The 15,604-nt window shown below is 68.5% G+C and carries 14 protein-coding genes; 10 read left to right on the forward strand and 4 right to left on the reverse strand.

Annotated features, from left to right (window positions below; all coding sequences use genetic code 11):
- Window positions 1-82: 82 nt before the first annotated feature.
- From QZH52_RS13760 to QZH52_RS13770, 3 genes are all read left to right on the forward strand, one after another.
- On the forward strand, window positions 83-946 hold the full coding sequence (locus QZH52_RS13760; protein WP_301809772.1) for a GNAT family N-acetyltransferase: 864 nt from the start codon (window positions 83-85) through the stop codon (window positions 944-946).
- A gap of 121 nt (window positions 947-1,067) precedes the next feature.
- Window positions 1,068-3,206, forward strand: coding sequence for a polyphosphate kinase 1 (gene ppk1 / locus QZH52_RS13765; RefSeq protein ID WP_301809775.1), 2,139 nt, complete (start codon window positions 1,068-1,070; stop codon window positions 3,204-3,206).
- A gap of 2 nt (window positions 3,207-3,208) precedes the next feature.
- Entirely contained in the window at window positions 3,209-3,670 is a 462-nt protein-coding gene (locus tag QZH52_RS13770; protein ID WP_301809779.1) for a SixA phosphatase family protein, read from the forward strand.
- 10 nt (window positions 3,671-3,680) lie between these two features.
- On the opposite strand, the gene QZH52_RS13775 is transcribed toward QZH52_RS13770, so the two are convergent.
- On the reverse strand, window positions 3,681-5,198 hold the full coding sequence (locus QZH52_RS13775) for a Ppx/GppA phosphatase family protein (RefSeq protein WP_301809782.1): 1,518 nt from the start codon (window positions 5,196-5,198) through the stop codon (window positions 3,681-3,683).
- A 212-nt stretch (window positions 5,199-5,410) separates the two neighbouring features.
- Here QZH52_RS13775 and pstS point away from each other — a divergent pair, with 212 nt between their 5' ends.
- The 7 genes from pstS to phoR all read left to right on the forward strand — a co-directional run bounded on the left by pstS (window position 5,411) and on the right by phoR (window position 12,079).
- Window positions 5,411-6,448, forward strand: coding sequence for a phosphate ABC transporter substrate-binding protein PstS (gene pstS, locus QZH52_RS13780; RefSeq protein ID WP_301809786.1), 1,038 nt, complete (start codon window positions 5,411-5,413; stop codon window positions 6,446-6,448).
- Between the two features lie 18 nt (window positions 6,449-6,466).
- On the forward strand, window positions 6,467-7,537 hold the full coding sequence (pstC, locus tag QZH52_RS13785) for a phosphate ABC transporter permease subunit PstC (RefSeq protein ID WP_286532106.1): 1,071 nt from the start codon (window positions 6,467-6,469) through the stop codon (window positions 7,535-7,537).
- Window positions 7,534-8,418 (forward strand): phosphate ABC transporter permease PstA, encoded by an 885-nt coding sequence (pstA, locus tag QZH52_RS13790; protein WP_286528685.1) that lies wholly within the window; start codon window positions 7,534-7,536, stop codon window positions 8,416-8,418. The genes pstC and pstA overlap by 4 nt, the downstream gene beginning before the upstream one ends.
- Window positions 8,419-8,426: 8 nt before the next feature.
- Window positions 8,427-9,209: a phosphate ABC transporter ATP-binding protein PstB gene (gene pstB / locus QZH52_RS13795; RefSeq protein WP_286528688.1), complete on the forward strand. Its 783-nt coding sequence runs from the start codon at window positions 8,427-8,429 to the stop codon at window positions 9,207-9,209.
- A 9-nt stretch (window positions 9,210-9,218) separates the two neighbouring features.
- Entirely contained in the window at window positions 9,219-9,920 is a 702-nt protein-coding gene (gene phoU / locus QZH52_RS13800) for a phosphate signaling complex protein PhoU (protein ID WP_286528690.1), read from the forward strand.
- A gap of 18 nt (window positions 9,921-9,938) precedes the next feature.
- Window positions 9,939-10,631: a phosphate regulon transcriptional regulator PhoB gene (gene phoB, locus QZH52_RS13805; protein WP_286532102.1), complete on the forward strand. Its 693-nt coding sequence runs from the start codon at window positions 9,939-9,941 to the stop codon at window positions 10,629-10,631.
- Between the two features lie 113 nt (window positions 10,632-10,744).
- A complete protein-coding gene (phoR, locus tag QZH52_RS13810; RefSeq protein WP_301809807.1) occupies window positions 10,745-12,079 on the forward strand; it encodes a phosphate regulon sensor histidine kinase PhoR in 1,335 nt (444 codons plus the stop codon).
- On the opposite strand, the gene QZH52_RS13815 is transcribed toward phoR, so the two are convergent.
- From QZH52_RS13815 to QZH52_RS13825, 3 genes are all read right to left on the reverse strand, one after another.
- Window positions 12,063-13,421 (reverse strand): MATE family efflux transporter, encoded by a 1,359-nt coding sequence (locus tag QZH52_RS13815; RefSeq protein WP_301809808.1) that lies wholly within the window; start codon window positions 13,419-13,421, stop codon window positions 12,063-12,065. The genes phoR and QZH52_RS13815 overlap by 17 nt on opposite strands.
- Complete coding sequence (locus tag QZH52_RS13820) at window positions 13,414-15,159, reverse strand: hypothetical protein (RefSeq protein ID WP_301809810.1); 1,746 nt, start codon at window positions 15,157-15,159, stop codon at window positions 13,414-13,416. The genes QZH52_RS13815 and QZH52_RS13820 overlap by 8 nt, the downstream gene beginning before the upstream one ends.
- A gap of 80 nt (window positions 15,160-15,239) precedes the next feature.
- Entirely contained in the window at window positions 15,240-15,509 is a 270-nt protein-coding gene (locus QZH52_RS13825) for a type B 50S ribosomal protein L31 (protein ID WP_158722485.1), read from the reverse strand.
- Between the last annotated feature and the right edge of the window lie 95 nt (window positions 15,510-15,604).

Here is a 15,604-nt window from a genome sequence, read left to right on the forward strand (position 1 = left end):
GCCGGCCGTCATCGAATTGCCTTCGAACGGACATGCTTGTTTCACCGCGGATGCCGAGACTGCCTTCGCAGAAAGGGTCCCCATGAAAGAACTGCCCACGCCCACCTTCCCGTTTTCGCAGCTGGGTCTGCGCGGCGCCCTGTGGCCCGCGCCAGAACCGGCACGCCCTGCCGATGCAATTGCCGTGCCCCGCGCCCGGCCCGTGGCCGCCGACAGCGCCGCCGGCATCAGCGTGAGCTGGGCCCGCCACCAGGACGAGGTCCGTGCCGCCCAGCGGTTGCGCTACGCGGTGTTCGCCGGCGAAATGGGCGCGCGGCTGACGACGCCGGTCGCCGGCCATGACATCGACCTGTTCGACGACTTCTGCGAGCACCTGCTGGTGCGGGACGACGCCAGCGGCCAGGTGATCGGCACCTACCGGGTGCTGACGCCGGCCCAGGCCCGCCGCGTCGGCAGCACCTACAGCGACATCGAGTTCGACCTGACCCGGCTGCGCGACCTGCGCGAGCGCATGGTCGAGCTGGGCCGCAGCTGCGTCCATGCCGAGCATCGCCAGGGCGGCGTGATCCTGGCGCTTTGGGGCGCCCTGGCGGGCTTCATGAGCCGCAACAAGCTGGACACGATGATCGGCTGCGCCAGCATCCCGATGTGGCATCACGGCGTGACCAGCGGCGATGCCGCGGCCAGCATCTGGCGCCAGCTCTCGGCCACCCACATGGCGCCGATCCAGTACCAGGTGCAGCCGCGCCTGCCGCTGCCGGTGCAGCGCCTGGACGGCGCACTCGACGTCGAGCCGCCGGCCCTCATCAAGGGCTACCTGCGCCTTGGCGCCAAGGTGCTGGGCCCGCCGGCCTGGGATCCGGATTTCAACACCGCCGACCTGCCGATGCTGATGCGCATCGACGATCTGCCGGCGCGCTACAAGCGTCACTTCCAGGGCCGGTGAGCAACGCCGGCGCCGCGGGAACTTGTCATGTGACAGTCACAAAATTGTCATGTTCGGCCTCGACACTGGCGAGCTGCAACCACTTAGCATTTCTGCGGCGGTTGTTACAGAATCCTTCTTCATGTCGCCAGCCACTCTCGACACCACGCCCGCCATCGCCGAACCCGCCCTGACCCTGCTCGATCGGGACCATGCCATCCTGGCCTTCAACGAGCGCGTGCTCGACTGGGCCTACCGCGCCGAAGTGCCGTTGATCGAGCGGCTGCGCTATCTGTGCATCGTTTCCTCGAACCTCGACGAATTCTTCGAGGTCCGCGCCGCGCCTCATCTGGCGGCCGGCGTCGCCGGCGAGCAGAAGGGCAACTACACGGTCGAGAGCTTCGAGCGGCTGGCCGCGGCGGCGCATTCGCTGGTGGGGCGCCAGTACGGGCTCTACAACGAAGCCCTGATCCCGGCCTTCGCGGCGCAGGGCATCCACATCATCTCGCACGGCGAGCGCAACCCGGCCCAGCGCAAATGGGTGCACGAGTACTTCGAGCGCGAGGTGCGCCCGCTGCTGATCCCGGTCGGGCTCGATCCGGCCCATCCGTTCCCGCAGGTCGCCAACAAGTCGCTCAACTTCATCGTCCGGCTCGGCGGCAAGGACGCCTTCGGCCGCGAGAACCCGATCGCCATCCTCAAGGTGCCGCGCGTGCTGCCGCGGGTGATCCGGCTGCCGGCCAAGCTGTCGGGCGGCAAGACGCTCTTCATCGCTTTGTCGAGCGTGGTGCGGGCCCACCTGTCGAGCATGTTCCCGGGCCGCGAGGTCGGCGAGTTCTCGCAGTTCCGCGTCACGCGGCATTCCGATCTCGCGGTCGACGAAGAGGACGTGCGCAACCTGCGCACCGCGCTGCGCCAGGGGCTGCAGCATCGCCACTACGGCCAGGCCGTGCGGTTGGAGGTCTCGTCCAGCTGCGCCGAGGCGCTGGCGAGCTTCCTGCTGGCGCAGTTCAACCTGCCGGCGCCGGCGCTCTACCGGGTCCACGGGCCGGTGAACCTGGCACGCCTGACCCAGCTGATCGACCTGCTCGAGGAGCCGCAGCTGCGCTTCCCGCCCTATCAGGCGTCCTATCCGATCACGCTGTCGCCGGGCCAGTCCTTCTTCGACCGTCTCCAGCGCGGCGACGTGCTGATCCACCAGCCCTTCGAGAGTTTCGGCGGCGTGCTGGCCTTCCTGCGCGAGTCGGTGCAGGACCCGCAGGTGCTGGCGATCAAGCAGACCATCTACCGCACCGGCACCGACTCCGAGCTGATGGACCTGCTGCGCGAGGCCGTTCGGCGCGGCAAGGAGGTGACCGTGGTGGTCGAACTCAAGGCGCGCTTCGACGAGGAGGCCAACATCAACTGGGCCGAGATGCTCGAGTCGATCGGTGCCCAGGTGGTCTACGGCGTAGTCGGACTCAAGACCCACGCCAAGATGCTGCTCGTGACCCGTCGCGAGGGCAAGAAAATGCAGCGCTACGGCCATCTGTCGACCGGCAACTACAACCCGCGCACCGCCGCGCTCTACACCGACATCAGCCATCTCACGGCCGACCCGTTGCTGACTGCCGACATGGAGGCGGTGTTCGTGCACATGGCCAGCCAGAGCCGGCTGCCGAAGCTGCACCGGATGTGGCTGGCGCCGTTCGACCTGCATCGCAACCTGATCGCCCGCATCGATGCGCTCGGCGCTGCGGCCGCGGCCGGCGAAGCCACGCGCATCGTCGCCAAGATGAACGCACTGACCGACGAGGCGCTGATCACCGCGCTGATCAACGCGGGGCAGCAAGGCACCAAGATCGACCTCATCGTGCGCGGCGCCTGCACCTTGCCCGCGCAGGTGCCCGGCCTGACCGACAACATCCGGGTGCGTTCGGTGATCGGCCGATTCCTGGAGCATTCGCGGGTGTTCTATTTCCGCCAGGGCCAGGACGAGTCGCTCTACTTGTCGAGCGCCGACTGGATGAACCGCAACATGATGCGGCGCATCGAGCTGGCCTGGCCGGTGACTGATCCGGGGCTGCGCCAGCGGCTCATCGACGAGTGTCTGGTGGCCTACCTGCACGACGGCCGCGATGCGTGGGACCTGGGCGCCGACGGGGCCTACCATCGGGTCTACGAAGACACCCATGCGGGCGAGGAGGGCGCCTCGCGGGCCATCGAGGCCCATGGCGCCCAGACCGCGCTCATGAACCGCTACGGATCGCGCGGACGCAGCCGCGCAGCATCAAGGGACTGATCATGGACCTCATTTTCTGGCGCCACGCCGAGGCCGAAGACTGGGTGGAAGGCTGCGACGACATGCAGCGCTCGCTGACCGCGCGCGGCGAGAAGCAGGCCAAGCGCATGGCCGCCTGGCTCGACCGCCAGCTGCCCGAGGGCACCCGGATCATCTGCAGCCCGGCACGCCGCTGCGAACAGACCGCGCTGGCGCTCGGGCGCAAGTTCAAGATGCGCACCGAGCTCGCGCCCGACACCACCCCCGATGCGCTGCTGGCGGCCGCCGGCTGGCCGAACGGCAAGTCGGTGGTGCTGCTGGTCGGCCACCAGCCTTCGCTGGGGCAGGCGATCTCGCTGCTGCTGGGGCTTCAGCAGGACAGCTGCCCGGTGCGCAAAGGGGCGGTCTGGTGGATTCGCACGCGCGAGCGCGACGGCGACGTCCAGACCGTGGTGGTGACCGTCCAGGCGCCTGAACTGCTGTAGCGGGTGCGCCTCAGGCGCCCGCGAGCTCGACCCGCCAGGGCGTCTTCTGCCAGGCCAGGACTTCCTCGCGCAGCAGGTGGGCGGACTGCGGGAACAGCGCCGACCAGCCGGGACGGCAGCCGACGATGAAGCGCCGCCCCTCGGGACGCTCCAGCGTCAGCCCCTGCAGGTCGGGGTCGCGGCGCGCATGGCACAGGATCACGGCCAGCCGCAAGGCGATCAGCTGCGAGACGAAGGCCTCGTCGTCGAGCGCGCTTTCGAGCTTGCGCAGCTTGCCGCGATGCCCGAGCACCAGCTGGCTCAGAGCATGCATCTCGTTGACGGCGAAGCCGGGTGCGTCGGCGTTGTCCAGGATGTAGGCGCCGTGCTTGTGGTATTCGCTGTGGGAGATCTGGGCCCCGATCTCGTGCAGTTGCGCGGCCCAGCCGAGCTTGCGCAGCGCCCGGCCGGCCCGGCTGGTGGTGCTGCCGCCGCGCGCCGCGGGGTTCAGCTGCACATACAGGGAGGCCGCGGTCTCGCCCACCCGCTTGACCTGGGCCCGGTCGACCGGGAAACGGGCCGCGAGCCGGGCCACGGTGGCGGTGCGGAGGTCGGCGACCACGTCGTCGCGCTCCAGCAGTTCGTACAGCACGCCATGGCGCAAGGCCCCCTGGGCGACCCGCATCTCCTCGATCTCGAGCAGGTCGAACACGGCCCGCAGCACGCTGACGCCGCCGCCGATCACCGGCTTTCGGTCTTCGCGCATGGCATCGATGCGCAGCCGGTCGGCACTGCCGGCCCGCAGCAGCCGGTCGACCAGCCAGTCGAGGCCTTCGCGGGTGACCAGGCCCGGCTCGTAGCCGGCCGCGGCCAGTACGTCGCCGACGGCACCGATGGTGCCCGAGGCGCCATACACCACGTCCCAGCGGTCGGGAAAATAGGTGCCCAGCGCATCGTCGAGCACGGCCTTGGCCGCCACTTCCGCGGCCTGGAAGGCTGCCGGGGTGAACAGGCCCTGCGCGAAGTGCTTCATCGACCAGGCCACGCTGCCGACCCGGTACGACTCCATGACTTCGGCTTCGTGCGCCTGGCCGATGATCATCTCGGTGGAGCGGCCTCCGATGTCGATCACCAGACGGCGTTCGCGGTTGGTGGCGTCGGTGTGGGGCAGGGTGTGGGCGACGCCCTGGTAGATCAGCCGGGCTTCTTCGCGCCCCGTGATGACGTCGATGCCGAAACCGAGCACGGTGCGCGCGCGCAGCAGGAATTCGTCGCGGTTGCGCGCCTCGCGCAGGGTCTGGGTGGCGACGGCGCGGACCTGGGAGCGGTCGAAGCCGGCCAGGCGTTCGCCGAACCGGGCCAGGGCGTCCCAGCCGCGCTGCATCGCCTCGGGCGTCAGGTTGCGGGCGTCGTCGAGGCCGTTGCCCTGGCGCACGGTCTCCTTGAGGTACTCGGTGCGGTGGATCTGGCCATGATCGACCTGGCCGATCTCGAGCCGGTAGCTGTTCGAACCGAGATCGACCGCGGCGAGGCGGGTTCCGTTTTTCATGATGAGGTGGAGAGGTCGGGGCCTGATCGTAGCCCGGCGGGCCTCCGAGGCTAGGCGGGCTGTGTGACGAATATGTGACAGCGACACATGGATAGGCATCACCAAAGGCGATTTTCCCTCTGTGGGAGGGTGTCACGACGCTGTCACACAAGCTTTCTAGAGTCGCTGCCAAGCCCTCCAAGGGGGTTCTCTTGCAGCTCAAAGGAAGCACCATGAAAACGACGTTCAAATTTGCAGCCGCCGGCCTGATCGCCGCCGCTTTCGCCCAAATCCCGGCCTTCGCCCAGGAAGCCACCGGCGCCGGCGCCAGCTTCCCCGCGCCGCTCTATTCCAAGTGGGCCGCCGATTTCAACAAGGCCACCGGCGCCAAAATCAACTACCAGTCGGTCGGCTCGGGCGCCGGCATCAAGCAGATCGATGCCAAGACGGTGGATTTCGGCGCTTCCGACATGCCCCTGTCCGACGAAGAACTCAAGGCCAAGGGCCTGATGCAGTTCCCGACCGTCATCGGCGGCGTGATCCCGGTGGTCAACATCCAGGGCATCAAGCCGGGCGAACTCAAGCTCAGCGGCCCGGTCCTGGGCGACATCTACCTGGGCAAGATCACCAAGTGGAACGATGCCGCCATCAAGGCGCTGAACCCTTCGCTGAACCTGCCGGACGCCACGATCGCCCCGGTGCGCCGCGCCGATGGTTCGGGCACCACCTTCCTGTTCACCAACTACCTGAGCAAGGTCAACCCGGACTGGAAGGCCAAGGTCGGCGACGGCACGGCCGTGAACTGGCCCACGGGCGCCGGCGGCAAGGGCAACGAAGGCGTCGCCGCCTTCGTGAACCGGCTGCCGAACTCGATCGGCTACGTCGAATACGCCTACGTCAAGCAGAACAAGATGACCTACGCGCAGATGCAGAACGCGGCCGGCCAATTCGTCTCGCCGGACGACGACGCCTTCAAGGCGGCGGCCGCGGGCGCCGACTGGTCGAAGAGCTTCTACCAGGTGCTGACCGACCAGCAGGGCAAGGATTCGTGGCCGATCACCGGCGCGACCTTCATCCTGATGCACAAGTCGCAGGAAAAGCCCGCCCAGGCCACCACCACGCTCAAGTTCTTCGACTGGGCCTACAAGAACGGCGACAAGACCGCCGGCGACCTGGACTACGTGCCGATGCCCGACAAGGTGAAGGGCGCCATCGCCACCGCCTGGGGTGACATCAAGGACGCGTCGGGCAAGCCCGTCGCGATCAAGTAAGACCACCCCCCGGCGCGCATGAGCACACCGCTTGACCGCGCGCCGGCTTCGGAGCGACCTGTGTCATCCACATTCCCCGCCGGCGCCGGCCCGCTCGACCTCCCGGCCGAGCGCGCCCGTGCCAAAGTCACTCCGCCGCCGGCCAAGCGGCCGCGCAGCGGCCCCGCCACCGACCGCCTGTTCGGCTGGGCCGCCAAGGGCGCCGCTCTGCTGACCCTGGCGATGCTGATCGGCATCCTGCTGTCGCTGCTGTACGGCGCCTGGCCCGCGATCGCGAAGTTCGGCCTCGGCTTCCTCACCAGCAGCGTCTGGGATCCGGTGCAGGACCAGTACGGCGGCCTGGTGATGATCTACGGCACGCTGGCGACCTCGCTGATCGCGCTGCTGATCGCGGTGCCGGTGAGCTTCGGCATCGCGCTGTTCCTGACCGAAATGTCGCCGGCCTGGCTCAAGCGGCCGCTCGGCACGGCGATCGAACTGCTGGCCGCGGTGCCGTCGATCGTCTACGGCATGTGGGGCTTGCTGGTGTTCGGCCCGATCCTGTCGACCTATGTGCAGCAGCCGCTGCAGAAGCTGTTCGAGGGCGTGCCCTACCTGGGTGCGCTGGTGTCGGGGCCGCCGGTCGGCATCGGCATCCTGTCGGCCGGCATCATCCTGGCGATCATGATCATCCCGTTCATCGCCTCGGTGATGCGCGACGTCTTCGAGGTCACGCCGCCGCTGCTCAAGGAGTCGGCCTACGGCCTCGGCTCCACCACCTGGGAAGTGGTCTCCAAGGTGGTGCTGCCCTATACCAAGGCCGGCGTCATCGGCGGCATCATGCTCGGCCTCGGCCGGGCGCTGGGCGAGACGATGGCGGTCACCTTCGTGATCGGCAACACCAACCAGCTCAACTCCCTGTCGGTCTTCGAGCCTGCCAACAGCATCACCTCGGTGCTGGCCAACGAGTTCGCCGAAGCCGGCGCCGGGCTGCACCAGGCTTCGCTGATGTACCTCGGCCTGGTGCTGTTCTTCATCACCTTCGTGGTGCTGTCGCTGTCCAAGCTGCTGCTGGCGCAGATGAAGAAGAGCGAGGGCACCAAATCATGACCACCGCGGAACGCCTCCTGAACGCCAAGACGCTGGAGGAGACGCGCGCGGCGCGCTTCGCCGGCCGCAAGCGCGTCAACTTCGTCGCCCTGACCCTGTCGCTGGCGGCGATGGCCTTCGGCGTCTTCTGGCTGGTGTGGATCCTCTGGGAAACGCTGCGCCTTGGCGTCGGCGGCCTGGCCCTGAGCACGCTGACCGAAATGACGCCGCCGCCGAACGAGGCCGGCGGCATCGCCAACGCGATCTTCGGCTCGCTGGTGATGGTGCTGATGGCGACCTTCGTCGGCACGCCGATCGGCATCATGGCCGGCATCTACCTGGCCGAGTACAACCCCAAGGGCTGGCTGTCGACCATCGTGCGATTCGTCAACGACATCCTGCTCTCGGCGCCGTCGATCGTGATCGGCCTGTTCGTCTACGCCGTGGTGGTGGCCTACTTCAAGTCCTTCTCGGGCCTGGCCGGCGCGCTGTCGCTGGCGCTGATCGTGATCCCGGTCGTGATCCGCACCACCGAGAACATGCTGCAGCTGGTGCCCCCGGGCCTGCGCGAAGCGGCCTATGCGCTCGGCACGCCGAAGTGGAAGGTGATCCTCAGCATCACGCTGCGCGCGGCCCGTGCCGGTGTGGTGACAGGCATCCTGCTGGCAGTGGCGCGCATCGCCGGCGAGACCGCGCCGCTGCTCTTCACCGCGCTCAGCAACCAGTTCTGGACCTCCGACGTGACGCAGCCGATGGCCAGCCTCCCGGTGACCATCTTCAAGTTCGCGATGAGCCCGTACGAGAACTGGCAGCAGCTGGCCTGGGCCGGCGTGTTCCTGATCACCGTCGCGGTGCTGGCGCTCAACATCCTCGCGCGGGTCCTTACGCGCAACAAGCTCTAAGAAAAACCATGCCTACCACCACCCTCGCACAGCCGACGCGCTCGAAGATCTCGGTCAAGGACCTGAACTTCTACTACGGCAAGTTTCACGCGCTCAAGGGCATCAACCTCGAGATTCCCGAGAACAAGGTCACGGCCTTCATCGGCCCCTCGGGCTGCGGCAAGTCGACCCTGCTGCGCACCTTCAACCGCATGTTCGAGCTCTATCCCGAGCAGCGCGCCGAGGGCACGATCGCCCTCGACGGCGAGAACCTGCTGACCTCCAAGCAGGACGTGGCGCTGATCCGCGCCAAGGTCGGCATGGTGTTCCAGAAGCCGACGCCGTTCCCGATGTCGATCTACGACAACATCGCCTTCGGCGTGAAGCTGTTCGAGAACCTCAGCGCCTCCGAGATGGACGACCGGGTCGAATGGGCGCTCAAGAAGGCGGCCCTGTGGACCGAGGTGCGCGACAAGCTGCAGCAGAGCGGCTCGGGCCTCTCGGGCGGCCAGCAGCAGCGCCTGTGCATCGCCCGCGGCATCGCGATCAAGCCCGAGGTGCTCCTGCTCGATGAACCCTGCTCGGCACTCGATCCGATCTCCACGGCGAAAATCGAGGAGTTGATCGCCGAGCTCAAAAGCGAGTACACCGTGGTCATTGTGACCCACAACATGCAGCAGGCGGCGCGCTGCAGCGACTACACCGCCTACATGTACCTGGGCGACCTGATCGAGTTCGGCGCCACCGAGGAACTGTTCTTCAAGCCGAAGCGCAAGGAGACCGAGGACTACATCACAGGCCGTTTCGGCTAAGGGGACGACATGACCGAGAAGCATCTTTCCAGCCAGTTCGACAGCGAACTCAACACGGTTTCGTCGCGCGTGATGGAGCTCGGCGGCATGGTCGAGGCCCAGATCCACCAGGCGGTCTACGCGCTGCAGGAGTTCGACGCCGAGGCGGCCGAGCGGGTCGCCGAGACCGAGCACCGCGTGAACGCGATGGAGATCGAGATCGACCGCGAGCTGTCGTCGATCATCGCCCGCCGCCAGCCGACCGCGCGCGACCTGCGCCTGCTCATCGCGATCTCGAAGACCACCGCCAACCTCGAGCGCGTGGGCGACGAAGCCAACAAGATCGCCCGCATGGTCAAGTCGATCATCGAGAGCGGATCGGCCCGCGCGTTGCCCTCGACCGAGCTGCGCATCGCCGCCGACCTGGCCTCCGGCCTGCTGCGCAAGGCGCTCGACGCCTTCGCGCGCCTGGACACCGCGGCGGCGCTGTCGATCCTCAAGGACGACGACCTGATCGACAAGGAGTTCGACGGCTTCGTGCGCAAGCTGGTCACCTACATGATGGAAGACCCGCGCAAGATCTCCGCCAGCCTCGACCTGCTGTTCCTGGCCAAGGCGATCGAGCGCATCGGCGACCACGCCAAGAACATCGCCGAGTTCATCATCTACATCGTCAAGGGCGCCGATGTGCGGCACACTTCGATGGAAGCCATCGAGTCGGCCTTGCAGTGACCGGCAGACATTGAATTCATGAAGAAACCAAGGATCCTGATCGTCGAAGACGAGTCGTCGATCGCCGAGCTGATCGCCGTCAACCTGCGCCACAACGGCTTCGAGCCGATCTGGGCCGAGGACGGTGCCGCCGCCCAGCGCGAGATCGACGCCTTCCTGCCCGACCTGGTGCTGCTCGACTGGATGCTGCCTGGCCAGAGCGGCCTGCAGCTGGCGCGCCAGTGGCGCAAGGACCCGCGCACCAAGACCATCCCGATCCTCATGCTGACCGCGCGTGGCGACGAGCCCGACAAGGTGGCCGGGCTGGATGCCGGCGCCGACGACTACATCACCAAGCCTTTCTCGACCCAGGAGATGCTGGCGCGCATCCGCGCCGTGCTGCGCCGCCGAGCGCCCGAGGCCGTGGCCGAGCGGGTCGAGATCGGCGAGCTGGTGCTCGACACCGCCACCCACCGCGTCACCTGGCAGGGGGCGCCGCTGAAGGTCGGACCGACCGAGTTCAAGCTGCTGGGTTTCCTGATGCAGCACGCCGAGCGCGTCCACAGCCGGGCCCAACTGCTCGACAAGGTGTGGGGCGACCACGTCTACATCGAGGAGCGCACGGTCGACGTGCACGTCAAGCGCCTGCGCGAGTCGCTCGGTGCGGCCGCGCCGATGGTCGAGACCGTGCGCGGCGCCGGCTACCGGCTCACCGCCCAGGCGACAGTCTGAGACCTTGCGGGACAGACCAAGAAACTGCAAAGCAGTTTTTGCTCTGTCCTCGACCGATTAGCTTTCCTGCAAGAGGCCCTGCCGGTTCCGGCCGGGCGGGATAATTGCCCGGCATGCCGTTTCGTATCGCTACCTTCCTCACGGCGTCCGCGCTTGGCGGTGCCCTGGCCACGGCCTTGCTGAACTGGCACCACGCCTGGCTCGGCGCCTGGCTGGGCGCGGTGCTGTGGCTGGTGCTCGACGCCTGGCGCGCCCAGCGGCTGCTGAACGTGCTGCGCCGCGATGCGGCCGGGCTGCCTTCGCGCGGCGCGGGCGTCTGGGGCGAACTGTCCGAGCGCATCCGCAAGCTTCTGCGCGAGCGCGAACAGCAGACCCGCCAGGCCGAAGACCGGCTGCAGGAATTCCTGGCCGCCATCCAGGCCTCGCCGAACGGTGTCGTGCTGCTCGACGAGCAGGGCCGCATCGAATGGTGCAACCAGACGGCCGCCGGCCAGTTCGGCATCGATGCCGAACGCGACCTGCTGCAGCACATGGCGAACCTGGTGCGCGACCCGGCGTTCGTCGCCTACCTGGCGTCCTGGAACTACAGCCGCGACGTCGTGATCGATGCCCAGGGGCCGCAGCAGCGCAGCCATCCGGCCCGCCTGTCGGTGCAGGTGCACCCCTATGCCGGCAACCGCCGCATGCTGCTGACGCGTGACATCACCTCGCTCGAGCAGGCCGAGGCGATGCGGCGCGACTTCGTCGCCAACGTCTCGCACGAGATCCGCACCCCGCTCACGGTGCTGGCCGGTTTCGTCGAAACGCTGCAGAACCTGCCGCTCGACGCCGAGGAGCGGGCCCGCTACCTGGGCCTGATGGCGCAGCAGTCACACCGCATGGAGACGCTGGTCAACGACCTGCTGACCCTGTCGCGCCTGGAGGGCAGCGCGGCCCCGCCGGCGACCCGCTGGACCCGCATGCGGGCCTTGATGGCGCAGTGCGAGGACGAGGGCCGGGGCTTGTCGAGCCGGCTGAGCTCGCACGGGCATCGCCTGTCGTTCTCGATGGAAGCCGACTCCGAGATCGCCGGCGCGCCGACCGAGCTGCAGAGCGCCATGTCCAACCTGCTGAGCAACGCGATCCGCTACACGCCCGGCGGCGGCGAGGTCGCCGTCAGCTGGCGCCTGCTGCCCGACGGTCGTGGCGAGTACGCGGTGCGCGACAGCGGTCCGGGCATCGCGGCCGAGCACCTGCCGCGGCTGACCGAGCGCTTCTACCGCATCGACCGCAGCCGCTCGCGCGAGACCGGCGGTACTGGCCTCGGGCTGGCGATCGTCAAGCACATCGCCCAGCGCCACGGCGCCGAGCTGCGCATCGAGAGCACGCTTGGCAAGGGCTCGCGCTTCGCGCTGGTGTTTCCGCCGGCCCGGCTGCGGCAGGCGACGCCCCTCAGCGCCGTCGCCTGAGCGTCGCCAGCAGCAGTGCGACGAACAGGCCGGCCGTGAGCGCCAGGGCCGCCGCGCCCATGAGCCAGAAGGCGAGCGGTGACGCCATCGCGACCCACGGGCCGATGCCGCGGTAGGCCAGCAGGTAGCCGCCGCCCAGTCCCATGCCCCACAGCAGCGCGCAGTACAGCGCGAGCGGCATCACCGTGACGTGGTAGCAGCGCAGGACGAAGACGCACAGCGTCTGCAGCGCGTCCGCGAAGTGATAGAGCGCGGTGGCCAGCAGCAGCGTGGCGCCGAGCGCGATCACCGCCGGGTTGGCCGAATAGACGGCGGCCAGCTGCCAGCGCAGCGCCGCCATCGCCCCCGCGAACAGCAAGGCGAAGAGCACGGTCAGCTCGAAGCCGCGGGCGCAGGCGCGCCGCGCGAGCGCGGCGTCGCCGGCGCCGAGCCAGTAGCTGACGCGCGCACTGGTCGCGATCGAGAGCGACAGCGGCACCATGTAGGCGACCGCCGTGAGGTTGGCGGCGATCTGGTGGGCCGCCGAGGCCGCGGTGCCCAGCCGGGCGATGAACAGCGCCATCAGCGTGAACGACGTCACTTCGACCAGCACCGAGAGCCCGGCCGGCACGCCCAGCCGGGCGAACTGGCGCAGCTGGCGCCAGTCGGGCGGCTCGATGCGCTGCCAGAAGCGGTAGCCGGTGTAGAAGGGATCGCTGCGCAGAAGCCAGACGGCGGCGCCGAGCATCGCGTAGTTGACCACCAGCGTGGCCCAGCCGCAGCCCACCAGTCCCAGCGCCGGCAGCCCGGCGCCGCCGAAGGCGAACCAGATCGACAGCGGCAGCTTCAGGCCCAGCGACGCCAACTGCAGCCAGGTCACGAGCTGGGGCTTGCCCAGGCTCTGGCTGAGAGTGCTGAAGACGCGGAACAGCAGCGCCGGCGCCAGCGCGAAGGCCAGCACCTGGAGGTAGGCCTCGACGTCATGTCGCATGGCCGCTGGCACCTCGGTCCAGCGCAGCAGCGGTGCGGGAAAGAGCAGCAGCCCCATGCCGAGCGCGATCGCGGCGGCGCAGAGGTAGAGCGACTGGCGCACCGAGCGGCCGACATCGGCGGTGCGGCGGCCGCCGTGCAGTTCGGCCCAGATCGGCAGAAGGGCCTGCAGCCCGCCCATCAACGAGACGTAGACGCTGATGAAGATCGCCGAGCCGACCGACAGGGCGGCCAGTGCGCCTTCGGCGTAGCGGCCGGCCACGATCGTGTCGGTGACGCCGAAAGCCATCACCGCGAGCTGGCCGACCAGCACCGTCGCGGCGTGGCGTGCGATCAGGCCTCGGTCCCGGCTGGCGCCCGGCTTGCTAGCCACCGCCACCGGCCGGCGTGATGCGTTGGTAGAGCAGCAGGTCGTCGCTCGGGCTGGTCGGGCGGCGCAAGGTGCCGATCAGGCGCCAGCCGTCGAGGCTCACGATGTCATGCAGGCGGGCGATCGCCGCCGGGCTCACCAGCAGCCAGGGGCAGGGCGCCTCGGTGGCGAGCGACCTCAGCTTGAAATTGCCGTGGTAGCGCAGCGCGGCGATGTGCGGCCGGCTGAGCGCGAGTTCGGAGATGCACTCGGTCTGGCCGACTTTTTCGGAAATCGCGTGGACCTGGGGGATGTAGCTGCGCGCGTAGTCGAGCAGCGGCAGCCACAGCGTCATCAGCAGCATCCAGCACAGCGCGGCGCCGCCGGCCGGCAGCACCAGGGTCTTCCAGAGCGCGGCGCGATGGCGGCCGGTGCGCCAGCGCACCAGCCAGGCCCAGGCCAGCGTCGCGACCAGCGCGAAGACGAAGGCCACGGCCGAGAAATGCGGCACGAAGCCGGGCGCCAGCTTGGCGACGTTGGCGGCCGGCTTGGCCGGCACGCCGGTCTGCATCGCCACCCACATCACCCAGATGATGATGGCCGAGCCGGTGAAGAACAGCAGCGTGAACCAGTCGATCAGCGCCGCCACGCTGCGCCGCAGGGTCGGCAGCGCGAATGCCGCCAGCGTGGCGAGGGCCGGCAGCCCGAGCAGCAGCGAGCGCTCGGAGAAATCGGTGGTCCAGGTCGCCAGCAGCGGCACCAGGGCGAACCACAGCGGCAGCGCCACGTGGCGCGCGAGCAGCTGCCGACGCCAGCGCCAGAGGGTCCACACCGCCAGCGGCCAGGTCGGCCAGGTGAACCACAGCAGCAGCTTGGCCTGGTCGCGCAAGTCGGCGATCAGGCGCACGTTCGGGTCGCTGCCGGGCAGGTCGATCTTCCATTGGAAAAGGCCGAGCCCGACGCCGAGCGCCGCAGCCAGCAGCGTCGTGCCGAGCACGGCGGCGATGGCGCCGCGGCTGTAGATCGGCTCGGATTCAGGCTCTTCATCGTCGCTGCTGCGGCGGCGCTCGGCGACGAGCACCCCGACGCAGCCGAGACCCAGTGCCAGGCCGACCGTCGGTCCGCCGGACAGCACCAGGCCGAGGCTGCCGACCAGCAACGCGACGAAGGCGCCGATGCGGTGATGGGGCAGCGCCGCGACGCCGTAGAAGAGGTGCGCGGCGAAGAACAGCTGGGCCAGCGCCGGCGTGGTCTCATGGCCCAGTTGCGCCAGGCCCAGCGAGGCGATCAGCGCCATCAGGGCGCCGTCGGCGATGGCCCGCGCATAGTCGGTGGGCCGGGCCTCGCCGCCGAAGGCGAAGGCCACCGGCTGCGCCCGCCGCGTGCGCGCCAGGTAGTAGGCGGCATACCAGGTGGCCGCAAAGGCACCGGCCAGGAGCAGGGCGAAAGCGATCCGCACGGCGAGGTCGGGATTGATCCAGGCCGGTGCGATCTTGATCGCCCAGGCGCCGATCCAGTACGGCAGCAGCGCTGGCGTCTCGGGACTCAGGCTCAGCAGCAACGGATCGAACCAGCGGGCCAGGCCGCCGCCGCCCTGCGCAAGCTCGGCCATGAAGCCGAAGGCCGCGATATCGGCGCTCTTCCATGGCCCTCGGCCCAGCAACCCCGGCATCAGGTAAGCCGCACACAGCAGCAGCAGCGCGATCCGCGGCAGGCGGCGCACGGCGCTTTGGGCAACGATCGCGGGCGTCGGCTGGTTCAAGGGTCGGGAGTTGGAGAGAGGCAGATGTGAAAAAGGGCAGCGCGGTAAACCGGGCTGCCCTCGACGCGGAAGCGCCTTCCTTACTTGGAGGCGGCGCCGGTCGTCTTGCCGAAGCGGTTGCGGAACTTCTCGACGCGGCCACCCATGTTGTCGACCGACTTTTGCGTGCCGGTGTAGAAGGGGTGCGACTCGCTCGAGGTGTCGAGCTTGAAGAGAGGCAGTTCGCGACCGTCGTCGGTCTTGCCCATTTCCTTGGTGTTCGCGCACGAACGGGTCACGAACTTGAAGCCGTTCGAGAGGTCAACGAACAGAACTTCGCGGTAGTTGGGGTGAATGCCTTCTTTAGCCATGATTCAAATCCTTTGGGTCGATGCGAGAGCCACTTGCCGGGCAGGACGCCAACGAGAGCACTTTTCGCTAAGCCCGCAATTATCGCATACTGGCC

It is taken from the genome of Variovorax ginsengisoli (genome assembly GCF_030486595.1).
GTDB lineage: Bacteria > Pseudomonadota > Gammaproteobacteria > Burkholderiales > Burkholderiaceae_C > Variovorax > Variovorax ginsengisoli_B.

Coding starts and splice junctions, on each gene's coding strand:
- QZH52_RS13760 (WP_301809772.1), top strand. CDS start 83: ATGAAAGAACTGCCCACGCCCACCTTCCCGTTTTCGCAGCTGGGTCTG.
- ppk1 (WP_301809775.1), top strand. CDS start 1,068: ATGTCGCCAGCCACTCTCGACACCACGCCCGCCATCGCCGAACCCGCC.
- QZH52_RS13770 (WP_301809779.1), top strand. CDS start 3,209: ATGGACCTCATTTTCTGGCGCCACGCCGAGGCCGAAGACTGGGTGGAA.
- QZH52_RS13775 (WP_301809782.1), bottom strand. CDS start 5,198: ATGAAAAACGGAACCCGCCTCGCCGCGGTCGATCTCGGTTCGAACAGC.
- pstS (WP_301809786.1), top strand. CDS start 5,411: ATGAAAACGACGTTCAAATTTGCAGCCGCCGGCCTGATCGCCGCCGCT.
- pstC (WP_286532106.1), top strand. CDS start 6,467: ATGAGCACACCGCTTGACCGCGCGCCGGCTTCGGAGCGACCTGTGTCA.
- pstA (WP_286528685.1), top strand. CDS start 7,534: ATGACCACCGCGGAACGCCTCCTGAACGCCAAGACGCTGGAGGAGACG.
- pstB (WP_286528688.1), top strand. CDS start 8,427: ATGCCTACCACCACCCTCGCACAGCCGACGCGCTCGAAGATCTCGGTC.
- phoU (WP_286528690.1), top strand. CDS start 9,219: ATGACCGAGAAGCATCTTTCCAGCCAGTTCGACAGCGAACTCAACACG.
- phoB (WP_286532102.1), top strand. CDS start 9,939: ATGAAGAAACCAAGGATCCTGATCGTCGAAGACGAGTCGTCGATCGCC.
- phoR (WP_301809807.1), top strand. CDS start 10,745: ATGCCGTTTCGTATCGCTACCTTCCTCACGGCGTCCGCGCTTGGCGGT.
- QZH52_RS13825 (WP_158722485.1), bottom strand. CDS start 15,509: ATGGCTAAAGAAGGCATTCACCCCAACTACCGCGAAGTTCTGTTCGTT.